The sequence below is a fragment of the Methylobacterium cerastii genome (genome assembly GCF_022179125.1).
GTDB classification, from domain to species: domain Bacteria; phylum Pseudomonadota; class Alphaproteobacteria; order Rhizobiales; family Beijerinckiaceae; genus Methylobacterium; species Methylobacterium cerastii.
This window is the reverse complement of record NZ_BPQG01000053.1, coordinates 105,946-116,464: the sequence shown is the minus strand read 5'-3', so window position 1 is coordinate 116,464 and position 10,519 is coordinate 105,946. Positions and strand designations below refer to the sequence as shown.

The window sequence follows — 10,519 nt, the reverse complement described above, 5'->3', positions numbered from 1 at the left end:
GAGCGTTATGAAACGGGGTCTAAAAACGAAAAAGGCCGCCCCGGTCGGGGGCGGCCTCGCGGTCCGATCCGGGATGCCGGACCGAAGGGCTTACTTGATCTTCGACTCCTTGAAGTCGACGTGCTTGCGCACGACCGGGTCGTACTTGCGCTGCGTCAGCTTCTCGGTCTGCGTGCGGGAGTTCTTCTTGGTGACGTAGAAGTAGCCCGTGTCGGCGGTGGAGACGAGCTTGATCTTGACGGTGACGGCCTTGGCCATGGCGGCGCTCCTGGTGCTTGCGGCATTCCGCATGCGCGAAACGCAAAAGGGCCGGGCGTGGCCGGCCGAATACCGGCGGGTGCATGCCCGATCGGGCCGGACGCGTCAAGGTGGGGATCCGCTTGGGCGCCCCGCAGCCTTGAGCTCTACAGCACCGTGCGCTCGCGCCGTCCGTGGCGTTCGGCGTGGAACGGGATTTGGCGATAGGGCGCGAAGTCGACCGCGACCTGCGCCTCCAGCTCGTCGAGGATCATGCCGGTGATGGTCGGCAGGTCGAGTTTTCGCGCAGCCGCGAAGGTGAACCAGGCGAGCTCCGTGAATTCGGAAGTGTCCGAGACCCGGCCCGGCTCCTCGGCGGCCACCGCGCGGCGGTCGACCGTGAAGAAGCGGGTGTCGAAGCGGCGCACGCGCTTGGGCGGGGTGATCGCCCGGGCGACGAAGTGCAGGGCCTCGAGGTCCGGCAGCACGCCATGTGTCGCGAAGGCCTCCCAGCCGGCGGGCACGTCCTCGGGCGGGCCGTATTCGCGGGTGCCGACGAGCAGGCCGGTCTCCTCGAAGGTCTCGCGGATGGCGGCGAGCGCGAGCGCGCGGCCGAGATGGTGGGGGGGGCGCGTCACCTGACGGGTCAGGGCGGCCTCGGCGTAGTCCGGCAGGGCGCCGGCCACCGGCATGCGCTTGTCGCCCGGCTCGATCCGGCCGCCGGGAAACACGAACTTGCCCGGCATGAAGGCGAGGCCGGCGTTGCGGCGGCCCATCAGCACCTTCGCCGCGCGCGCGCGGCGATCCAGCACGATCAGCGTGGCGGCGTCGCGCGGGCGCAACGCCGCGGATGGTTTCGGCTTAGGGCCGGAAGAGGGGGGACGCGCCGTCGAGGCCGGGTCGGTCAAGGTGCGCGTCCTCCAGCCCCGCTTCGGGCTTGGCTCCCGGTAGCGTGGCGAAGCCGTGCATGCCAAGGGCGTATTGCAGCCCGACCACCGCGCCCTTCACCGGCTGGAGCAACCCGAGCGCCATCGCCAGCGTCACCACCGGCCAGACGCTGAGCGAGACCCAGAGCGGCACGTCGTAGTTCAGCTCCGATTCGAGGATCAGGTAGCCGATCACGTGGGCGACCACGAAGATCACCAGATAGGGCGGCAGGTCGTCGGCGCGGTGGTGGTGCATCTCGAGCCCGCAGGCGTCGCATTCGGGCCGGACCTTGAGGTAGCGCCCGAAGATCCGGCCTTCGCCACAATGCGGGCAGCGGCCGACGAAGCCCCGCGCCATCGAACGGACCAGGCCGGTGCGGGTGGAGGGCTCGCTCATCATGCCGTCACCATACACCCGGCCGTGTCACCGGCGCGAGCCGCGGTGACGCGTACCCGTGTTGCGGATGCCGGCGGGGCGACCGCTCGGGGCGGCCTTGAAGGCGCGGCCGCCGGGCGCCTTGGTGCCGGCGGACTTGGTGCCCGCCCGCGTGCGCCCGTCCGACAACAGCTCGAACCGCAGCGCGCCGGCGACCGGGGCGGCCTCCACCAGCCTCACCTCGACCTTGTCGCCCAGCCGGAAGGTCTCGCCGGTGCGCTCGCCGACCAGGGCGTGGCGGCCTTCCTCGTGGCGGAAGTAGTCGGCGCCCAGCGTCGATATCGGCACGAAGCCGTCGGCGCCGGTGTCGGCCAGCTTGATGAACAGGCCGGCCCGCGTCACGCCGGCGATCTGGCCGTGGAAGCTCGCGCCGACCCGGTCGGCGAGGTGGTGGGCGATCAGCCGGTCGATGGTCTCGCGCTCGGCCGCCATGGCGCGGCGCTCGGCCGCCGAGATCTGCTCGCCGACCTGTGCGAGGTCGGCCGCCGTCACGTCCGGCGAGAGCCCGTCCGAGCCCATGCGCCCCGCCGTGATCAGCGCCCGGTGGACGACGAGGTCGGCGTAACGCCGGATCGGCGAGGTGAAGTGGGCGTAGCGGCGCAGGTTCAGCCCGAAATGCCCGAGGTTCTCGGACGCGTAGACGGCCTGGGCCTGGCTGCGCAGCACCACCTCGTTGATGAACAGCGCGTGCTCGGTCTCGGCCACCGCCCCCAGGATGCGGTTGAACAACGCCGGGCGCAGCGCGCCCTCCTTCGGCAGCTTGACGCCGACGGAGGCGAGCACTTCGCCCAGAGCCCGCATCTTCTCGATCGCCGGCTCGTCGTGCACCCGGTAGATCAGCACCTGACGTGCCGACTCCAGGGTCTCAGCCGCCGCGACGTTGGCCTGGATCATGAATTCTTCGATGAGGCGATGCGCGTCGAGGCGCTCCGGCACGATCACCCGGTCGACCGCCCCGTCGGCGGTGAGCAGCACCTTGCGCTCCGGCAGGTCGAGGGCCAGCGGCCCGCGCCTGTCGCGCGCTTCCTTCAACGCGGCGTAGGCGGCCCAGAGCGGGCGGAGCGCCCCATCGAGCAGCGCGTTGGCCGCGTCGTCGCCGTGCCCGTCGATCGCTGCCTGCGCCTGCGCGTAGGAAAGCTTTGCGCGCGAGCGCATCATCACCCGGTGGAAACTGTGCTTCCGCTTGGTCCCGTCGGCGGCGACCACCATCCGCACCGCGAGCGCCGGGCGGTCCTCGCCCTCGCGCAAGCTGCACAGGTCGTTGGAGATGCGCTCAGGGAGCATCGGCACGACGCGATCGGGGAAGTAGACCGAGTTGCCGCGCTCCAGCGCCTCGCGGTCGAGGCTGGTGCCGGGGCGGACGTAGGCCGCCACATCCGCGATCGCCACCGTGACGACGAAGCCGCCGGGGTTGCCCGCGTCGTCGTCGGCCTCCGCCATCACGGCGTCGTCGTGGTCCTTGGCGTCCGGCGGGTCGATGGTCAGCAGCGGCCGGTCGCGCCAATCCTCGCGGCCCTTCATCGTGGCGGGCTTGGCCGCATCCGCTTCCGCCAGCGTCGCCTCCGCGAACACGTGCGGGATGTGGTGGAGGTGCAGCGCGATCAGGCTCACCGCCTTCTCGGAGCCCAGCGAGCCGAGGCGCTCGCGCACCCGGCCGCGCGGGAGGCCGAAGCGGGTCTCGCGCTCCAGCGTCACGCTGACGAGGTCGCCCTCGCGGGCCTCGCCCTCCTCGCCGGGCGGGATCAGGATCTCGCGCCCCTGCGCGCGCTTCTCCACGGGCACGATGCGGCCGCCCTGGGCGCCCTCGCGGAACACGCCGATGATCTCGGCCTTGTTCTTGCCGATCACCTTGACGACGCGGCCGGTGTAGCGCCCGTCGGCGCCGTCCGGCTCGACCTTCAGCAGGGCGCGGTCGCCGATGCCGGCGGTCAGCCCCCTCGGCTTGCGGCCGCCGCGCGGGGCGTGGAGCACGATGGTCGGCGGCTTGCCCTTGCCCGCATCCCACTCGGCGGGGAAGGCCAGGAAGTCGCCGTTGCGGTCGCGCGAGCGGATGTCGGCCAGCACCACCGGCGGCAGGCGCCCGGCCTTCGACAGGCCGCCGCGCCCGCGGGCGATGTCGCCGTCCTCCTCGATCTCCTTGAGGATGCGCTTCAGCCCGATCTTGTCGGCGCCCTTGATGCCGAAGGCCTGCGCGATCTCGCGTTTGCCGACCGTGTCCGTCGCCTGCGCGATGAACGCGACGATCTGCTCGCGCGAGGGCAGGGAGGGTTCACCCGCCTGGGTGTCGATGCGTCTGGCCAAAGGCTTTGGGCTCGCTCGCGCCGCGCGCGGCGACGGTTCTGTTCGGGGATCGCGATCGAGGACCGCGCTTGTCATCCCCAACATGGTGCTGCGCCCGATCCGGAGCAACATCGGCGCGGCCCGCCCTCAACAGGCGTCGGCCGCCGACGCCGGCCCTCAGCCGGTCGAGGCCGACTTGCGGATCGTCTCGACGGCGGAATCCACGTCGAAGCCGGGGGCGGTGAGGTCGTCGAGGGCGAACGGCGCGGCGCGCGGCAGGGTCAGGTTGACCTGGCCCTCGGCGTCGCGGAACTCCGGCGCCTCGGCCGCCTGGATCGCCAGCGTCCAGGCGCCGTCCACGCGCACCGAGGCGGCGTCGGGCGGGTCGGCCGCCAGCGCCGCGAGCTTGGCCCGCGCCGCGTCGCGGCAGGCGAGGCTCGTGCGGTCGTCGGAGATCAGCGCCGCCTTGATCAGCTCGGCCAGGGCGTCCCGGACCCGCTCCACGCTCTCGTTCATGCCTTTGCCCACCTCGCGACCGCCACTCGGCTGGAGCCATGGCAATCGCGGTGCCAGCCGGGGCTCAGTACGGCGTGCCCTTCTGCCGCTGGGCCTTCAGCGCCTCGGCGTACCAGGTCAGCTCGTCGAGGAACCGGCCCGCGGCCTTGGGGAGCCAGGGCTCGGCGGCCGTGCCGGCCTCGTCGAGCGCCTTGCCGACCCGCGGCACCGGCAGCAGCGAGGGGATGCTCGGCATGCCGAGCTCGGCCAGCATCGCCCGGAGCTGCATCGCCGCGCGGACGCCGCCGTACTGCCCGGCCGAGTAGCAGCAGATCGCCGAGGGCCGCCAGAAATACTCCTCCAGGAAGTGGTCGAGGGTGTTCGACAGGGCCGGCGGCACCGAATGGTTGTACTCGGCCGAGACCACCACGAAGGCGTCGGCACGGCGGTAGAGCTCCGCCAGCGCCTCGAGCTTCGGCGGCGCCTCGCCCTTCGGGTGCTCCTTGTACATCCGGTCGAGCAGCGGCAGCTGCAGCGCGGCGGGGTCGACCAGTGGCGCCTCCCAGCCGCGCGCCTCCAGCTGCACGATCAGGAAGCGCGCGACGCGAAGGCCCTGCCGGTCGGAGCGGACCGAGCCGAGGATCACGGGGCAGACGAGGGCCATCGGGACGGTCTCCTGCTGGATGCGCCGGCTAGCAGCCGCCGCCGAAGCCTCAGGATAGCACGCGCAGGCCGCCGGGCGTCGCGATCTCGGCGCGGTAGCCGAAGGCCCCGGCCCGGACCGCCGGCGCGTCCGCGAGGTCGAGCGTCCGGTACAGCGCGGCGATCCGGTCGGGGTCGGGGTGCGTGAGCGTCAGGCCGGCGAGCCGGCAGCCGAGGTCGGGCATCGCGGCGGCCGGGTGCGGCCCGTCGCCCCACGTCATCGGGCAGGGCAGGGCGCCGTCCTCGGGCCAGGCGCCGTCGGGGCGGACGGCGAAGCGCCAGGTCAGGGCGCAACGGGTCATCCTGGCGGCCTTCCCGAACCGTTCGCCGTGGGCGCCGAGCAGGCGATCGAGATCGTCCGTGCGGGCGACGAAGCCGCGCAGCCGCCGGCCGGACTCCCAGTCCGCTCGCACCCGCCCCGGGTCGCTCAGGCCGAACCAGCGGGCGTGGGGCGGGGCCGCCGCCTCGGGATCGATGGCGATCACTTCCAGGAACAGGGCCTCGCCGAGCCGCAGGAGGTGGTTTCGGGTGCCCATCTCGCGGTGGCGCCCGCCCTCCGGCATGTCGATCCCGAGGCCGTCGCGAACATACGCCACGCCCGCGGCGAGATCCGGTGCGACGATGGCAAGGTGGTCGAGGGTGAGCATGGATCGATCCCTATCACCAACGGCGTTCGCTGGTTCCGAACGGCCCTGTCGGTTCCCGAGCCGGGCGTCACAGTCTGTCCCGCACCCGTTTGAGGAAAGCTCTCAGCTCGGCGCCGTCATAAAACACAAAATCGGCGGACGAAGACCACCATAGTTTTCTCAGTTCTTCATCTGAAAATTCATTCCCGATAAAAAATTCGAGCTGCTCCTTCAGTCTTGCGCGTTTTTCCTTGTCTTTGAAGGGCGATAAGACGGTTCTGATCAGTTCATCTTCGCTCGATACGTCATCAAGAAGATATTGATAGAACTGTAGGCTGAATTCAAGGAATTCTAATGGGAATTTCATTTCGAGCGGCTTGCATATGATAAAAGCTGAGCCAAAATCAGAGCCGATCGCGCGCTCTTCTCAGTAACTCGCGTAGCCCTGCGCTATCATGAAACACAGTGTCTGCGGAAGACGACCACCAGATTTTCTGTAGCTCCTTGTCGTCGACATGATCCTGCGTGATCGCATCGAGATACGAACGCAAGCATGCGCGTTGTTGCGTGTCTGAAAATGGGGACAAGACCGAGTCAATTAATTCTTCTTCCGTTTCAACATCATCTAATATGCCAGAGTAAAACTGAAGTGAGAATTTTTTAAATTCAGGGGGTTGTTGTATGTCAATCTCCATCACTTCGTGAATGTGATGTTCGGACGCGGAATCCACGCGCCGAATTTGGGGTGTGAATTATATAAAAACCAGAGCTTCAATTATGCCTGACATAAACAGAGCCTCATCTGTTGCTATAAGCCTCAGCGTTCGCTGACTCCCGACCGCTCTGGCGGGTTCCAAAGTAGGGGTTACAGCCTATCCCGCACCCGTTTGAGAAAAATTCTCAGCTCGGCACCGTCGTAAAATACAATATCGGCGGACGAAGACCACCATAAATTCTTTAGTTCATCATTTGAAAAATTATCTGAGGTAACCAGACTGAGATAATCTCTCAGCCTTGCGCGTTTTGCCTCATCTTTCAAGGGCGATAAAACAGTACTGATTAATTCCTCTTGGCTCGATACGTCATCAAGAATATCCTGATAGAATTGCAGGATAAGCTCACGAAATTCCGCAGATAATTTCATTTCAATCACCTTCTGTTAAAAGGTATGCTGTCCGGATACGAAATCCGCGAGGGGAAGTAGGGTCATGTCTCAACTCAACGCCGACGCTACGCGTGTCGCGCATATAAACGACGCCCTCGTTTGTGCTATAGGCCTCTCTCCCAGTGTTGCGATCGAATGATTTTTCTATGAACTTGCGATCGTCGATACCGGAAGCGACGCGATCGACGGCTTCCTTATTTGATTCTATTGTTTGATTGACAAAATTATTTGCGGATTCGATCGACTCGAAGCTCCCGTCTCGCCTCATCCCTCCGTTTGCGAGCAATGAGCGCCACTGAGATTTTCGCACGCGCTCGAACAATTCGTCATCGGACTTGCCGATATGCCTGCCAAGCGTGTGGCCGCCGCGCCCCTCCTCCGCTCTGAGATCGCCTTTGTACCGTTGATCATCTTCGCTGCCGACGAGGATGAGACGTGCATCGTCACCCGTCGTAAAGCCTTCGGCGCCGTCCTCACGCGTCCACCGGCCACCGTCCGGTCGGCCGGCCGGCACCCGCAATTGGCCCGGGTTGTAGGCGTGAAGAACGAGGCCGAGCCGAAGCAGCTTCGCCTCGACGCGCAAAGCCGCCAAAAGCCACCGCGACCGCGTGACGACGATCTCATGCGCGACCATGGATCACTCCGCTCGTGGACGGGGCGTAATAGGCTAATAGTCTTAATATGTCAGGAATGTTCTTGATTTGTTCGTGGCGCAGTCAAGCCCGGGCGACAAGCGTTTCCCTTCGCTTCCCACCACGCGCGGCCGGGCGCCGTGCCCGGCCCCGCCCACGTCCCGGCGATTCGTCGTGCCCGAACGCGACCGGGTGCGGGGGCATCCCGTCGCGCAGCACCTCGGCCGTCGTCGACGCGATGACCGAATCGATCCGGTCGTCCATCAAGACGCCTCCGGCTTCGAGGAGGGCGCGGACAGGGGCGACGCCCTCCGCGAGGATCGGCGCGACGATCGCCCTGTGGTCGAACGCGAGCACGGCCCCTCCTCGGGCCCGGCGGCGCTCAGGCGGCTGCGGCGATCCGGTCTTCGCCTTGCGGCTGCGGCAGCGCAAAGCCGGCCTCGAACGCGGCGATCGCGGCCGCCGGCATCGGCTTCTGGAACAGGTAGCCCTGCATGTAGCGGCAGCCGGCGGCGCGCAGATGGAGCATCTGCGCCTCGGTCTCGACGCCCTCGACCACGCAGAGCAGGCGGAGGTTGCGCGCGAGGTCGAGGATCGAGTGGATGATGTTGCGCGAGGCGGCGTCGCTGCAGATGTCGGTGACGAAGCTGCGGTCGATCTTCAATTCGCTGATCGGCAGGCGGTGGACGTAGCCGAGGCTGGAATAGCCGGTGCCGAAATCGTCGAGCGCGATGCCGACGCCGAGCGCCCGCAGGGCGCCGAGCGAGCGGCCGGCGTCGACGAGGTCGCGCATCAGGCCGGTCTCGGTGACCTCGAACACGATGCGCTCGGGCACGATGCCGCTTTCCGCGATCAGGGCGGTGATCGTCGCGATGCCCTCGGCGGCGGCGAGGTCGTAGGCCGAGAGGTTGAAGGACAGGGCCACGTGCTCGGGCCAGGACGCCATCGCCGCAAGCGCCTTGCGGAGCAGCGCCAGGCTGAGGTCGTGGATCAGCCCGGTGCGCTCGGCCACCACGATGAAGTCGACCGGCGACACCGAGCCGAGGGTCGGGCTGTTCCAGCGCGCCAGCGCCTCGTAGGCCTGGACCCGCCCGGCGACGACGTCGACGATCGGCTGGAACAGCAGGTGGAACTCGGCCGCGAGGTCGGCCCGGCGCAGCGCCTGCTCGACCTGAGCCTGCCGGTGCATCCGGTTCTCGTGCTCGAACGCGAAGCAGGCCGCGGTGCCCGGCGCGTGGGTCTTGGCATGGTAGAGCGTGTGGTCGGCCCGCTCGACGAGCATCTCCGCGGTCCGCGCGGTTTCGGGGAAGCACGCGAAGCCGATCGAGGCGCCGATCCGCGCGGTGGTGTCGCGCAGGGCATAGGGCTGCTTCAGGATCGTGCACAGGGTCCGGCCGAGGGTGTCGAGGTCCGGCCAGCCGTGCAGGATCAGGCCGAACTCGTCGCCGCCGAGGCGCGCCACCACGCCCGCCGCGCCGACGGCGTCCTGGAGCCGGCGGCCGACCTCGCACAGCACCGCGTCGCCGGCTAGGTGGCCGAGGGTGTCGTTGACCGGCTTGAACCCGTCGAGGTCGATCAGGCCGATCGCGAAGCGCGTCTCCGCCGTGCCGGCGGCCGCGATGGCCTGCTCGAGCTCGGCGAAGAAGGAGCGCCGGTTCGGCAGGCCGGTCAGCGGGTCGGTGTGGGCGAGCGCGTGGTTCTCCCCGGTCAGCCGGGTGAGGCGGCGGAAGTCGCGGTAGTAGACCGACTGCATGAACAGCAACACCACGACGACGCCGACGTAGTTGAGCGCGGCCGCCCGGACCACGGGCGCGCCGATCACCAGGAAGTACGCCGAAGCCGGCACCGCGAGCGCCGAGACGATCAGCGTCGCCGTGCGCAGGTGCGTCAGGCAGGAGATGCACGCGATCATCGTGATGCTGAGGAAGTACAGCACGTGCAGGTTGGTGGCGGCGTCGCCGTACCGGGTCAGCAGGATGGCCCAGATCGCAAACCCGGAGCCGAGGATCGCCGCGAGCCGGTTGGTGCCCCTGAGACGGCGCAACGCCTCCTCGGGGCCGATGGCGTGATGGTTCGTGCGGCTCCAGATCAGGACGCGGCCGGCGCAGACCGACAGCAGGACCGCCAGCGGCAGGATCGTCAGCCCGTCCGGCGCCACGCCGTAATGGGTGTAGGCCACCCCCATGGCGTCCAGGCTCAGGATCGTATGCAGGATCGGCACCTGGCGCGACAGGGCCCGCGCCTGCGCGACGAGCACGTTCGGCTCGTCGTCGGGGACCCTGAAGAGCCGGCGCACGCTGTTTGAGACTGTCATCGCCAGCGCCGTGGCTCGGTTCTGTTGCATCTGCAACGGAGATAGACATCAACAAATGCTAAAGATTGGATAATCAGCCAAGGGACTCGTCCGTTGGTCGGTTGAACCGTCGGGTTGAAAAGCAATCGTGGGTTAAAAATACCATCATCGGTGGCGACGTTCAGAGTCGGCCGCCGGCGCCGGCCCGGAATGCACGCGAACTGCGATCGGCGACGGAAGCCTCGGTCGGCGAAAACCGATCCTGCGCGATGGGGAGGTCGATGTCGGCATCCGCCTGCGTCAACAGCCGCCCCGCCTTCGCGTCGGATGCGTGGCGCGTGCGACCGTCCCGTCGGCGCGGCGTCGTCGCCCGGTCAGCCTCTGCGCCGACCGGACCGGTCGTGCCCGCGCCAGGACGGCCGGCTCCGCGGCTGAAGCAGCCGGTTGCGCGCCTGCTTCAGGATGATGCGCAGGCCGCCATCGGAAAACCAGTCATCGGTCGGCGTCGCGTTCCACAGGCGCAGCAGTTCGGCGTCGGAGACGTCGTCGCGCGTGATCCTGTCGAGGAACTCGCGCAGGCGGATCCGGTCCTGGCCGGTGAACGGATCGAGCACGATGGCCCAGATCTCGTCCTCCGTCTTACCCCTCACGTCGAGGTCCTGGTGGAAACCCAGGCCGAACTGGTAGAATTCGGGCGTCGGTTCGAGGCGCGGTTTCGCCATGGCGT

At 67.9% G+C, this 10,519-nt stretch carries 13 protein-coding genes; all 13 read right to left on the bottom strand.

What is annotated here, in order from left to right:
- Positions 1-90: 90 nt before the first annotated feature.
- Entirely contained in the window at positions 91-258 is a 168-nt protein-coding gene (gene rpmG, locus MFF13_RS18035; protein ID WP_147726819.1) for a 50S ribosomal protein L33, read from the bottom strand.
- Between the two features lie 146 nt (positions 259-404).
- Complete coding sequence (locus MFF13_RS18030) at positions 405-1,145, bottom strand: NUDIX hydrolase (protein ID WP_147764554.1); 741 nt, start codon at positions 1,143-1,145, stop codon at positions 405-407.
- Positions 1,099-1,560 carry a DUF983 domain-containing protein gene (locus MFF13_RS18025; RefSeq protein ID WP_238272645.1) on the bottom strand — a complete coding sequence of 154 codons (462 nt, stop codon included), beginning with the start codon at positions 1,558-1,560 and terminating at the stop codon, positions 1,099-1,101. Before MFF13_RS18025 ends, MFF13_RS18030 begins: the two co-directional genes overlap by 47 nt.
- Before the next feature lie 27 nt (positions 1,561-1,587).
- Entirely contained in the window at positions 1,588-3,900 is a 2,313-nt protein-coding gene (gene rnr, locus MFF13_RS18020) for a ribonuclease R (protein WP_147764553.1), read from the bottom strand.
- A gap of 156 nt (positions 3,901-4,056) precedes the next feature.
- Positions 4,057-4,395 carry a hypothetical protein gene (locus MFF13_RS18015; protein WP_147764552.1) on the bottom strand — a complete coding sequence of 113 codons (339 nt, stop codon included), beginning with the start codon at positions 4,393-4,395 and terminating at the stop codon, positions 4,057-4,059.
- A 64-nt stretch (positions 4,396-4,459) separates the two neighbouring features.
- Complete coding sequence (locus MFF13_RS18010) at positions 4,460-5,038, bottom strand: NADPH-dependent FMN reductase (RefSeq protein ID WP_147764551.1); 579 nt, start codon at positions 5,036-5,038, stop codon at positions 4,460-4,462.
- 49 nt (positions 5,039-5,087) lie between these two features.
- Positions 5,088-5,723 carry a VOC family protein gene (locus MFF13_RS18005; protein ID WP_147764550.1) on the bottom strand — a complete coding sequence of 212 codons (636 nt, stop codon included), beginning with the start codon at positions 5,721-5,723 and terminating at the stop codon, positions 5,088-5,090.
- Positions 5,724-5,790: 67 nt separating this feature from the next.
- Complete coding sequence (locus tag MFF13_RS18000) at positions 5,791-6,069, bottom strand: hypothetical protein (RefSeq protein ID WP_147764549.1); 279 nt, start codon at positions 6,067-6,069, stop codon at positions 5,791-5,793.
- 498 nt (positions 6,070-6,567) lie between these two features.
- Positions 6,568-6,846: a hypothetical protein gene (locus MFF13_RS17995; RefSeq protein WP_238272644.1), complete on the bottom strand. Its 279-nt coding sequence runs from the start codon at positions 6,844-6,846 to the stop codon at positions 6,568-6,570.
- A 1-nt stretch (position 6,847) separates the two neighbouring features.
- A complete protein-coding gene (locus tag MFF13_RS17990; protein ID WP_238272643.1) occupies positions 6,848-7,501 on the bottom strand; it encodes an RNase A-like domain-containing protein in 654 nt (217 codons plus the stop codon).
- 82 nt (positions 7,502-7,583) lie between these two features.
- The gene (locus tag MFF13_RS17985) at positions 7,584-7,856 is read right to left on the bottom strand and encodes a hypothetical protein (protein ID WP_147751639.1); all 273 of its coding nucleotides are present in this window, start codon (positions 7,854-7,856) and stop codon (positions 7,584-7,586) included.
- Between the two features lie 25 nt (positions 7,857-7,881).
- On the bottom strand, positions 7,882-9,813 hold the full coding sequence (locus MFF13_RS17980) for a putative bifunctional diguanylate cyclase/phosphodiesterase (RefSeq protein WP_187278816.1): 1,932 nt from the start codon (positions 9,811-9,813) through the stop codon (positions 7,882-7,884).
- A 353-nt stretch (positions 9,814-10,166) separates the two neighbouring features.
- The gene (locus tag MFF13_RS17975; RefSeq protein WP_238272642.1) at positions 10,167-10,514 is read right to left on the bottom strand and encodes a hypothetical protein; all 348 of its coding nucleotides are present in this window, start codon (positions 10,512-10,514) and stop codon (positions 10,167-10,169) included.
- Between the last annotated feature and the right edge of the window lie 5 nt (positions 10,515-10,519).

Coding starts and splice junctions, on each gene's coding strand:
- MFF13_RS17990 (WP_238272643.1), bottom strand. CDS start 7,501: ATGGTCGCGCATGAGATCGTCGTCACGCGGTCGCGGTGGCTTTTGGCG.
- MFF13_RS18025 (WP_238272645.1), bottom strand. CDS start 1,560: ATGAGCGAGCCCTCCACCCGCACCGGCCTGGTCCGTTCGATGGCGCGG.
- MFF13_RS17975 (WP_238272642.1), bottom strand. CDS start 10,514: ATGGCGAAACCGCGCCTCGAACCGACGCCCGAATTCTACCAGTTCGGC.
- MFF13_RS17995 (WP_238272644.1), bottom strand. CDS start 6,846: ATGAAATTATCTGCGGAATTTCGTGAGCTTATCCTGCAATTCTATCAG.
- MFF13_RS18015 (WP_147764552.1), bottom strand. CDS start 4,395: ATGAACGAGAGCGTGGAGCGGGTCCGGGACGCCCTGGCCGAGCTGATC.
- MFF13_RS18010 (WP_147764551.1), bottom strand. CDS start 5,038: ATGGCCCTCGTCTGCCCCGTGATCCTCGGCTCGGTCCGCTCCGACCGG.
- MFF13_RS17980 (WP_187278816.1), bottom strand. CDS start 9,813: ATGACAGTCTCAAACAGCGTGCGCCGGCTCTTCAGGGTCCCCGACGAC.
- MFF13_RS18005 (WP_147764550.1), bottom strand. CDS start 5,723: ATGCTCACCCTCGACCACCTTGCCATCGTCGCACCGGATCTCGCCGCG.
- rpmG (WP_147726819.1), bottom strand. CDS start 258: ATGGCCAAGGCCGTCACCGTCAAGATCAAGCTCGTCTCCACCGCCGAC.
- MFF13_RS18000 (WP_147764549.1), bottom strand. CDS start 6,069: ATGAAATTCCCATTAGAATTCCTTGAATTCAGCCTACAGTTCTATCAA.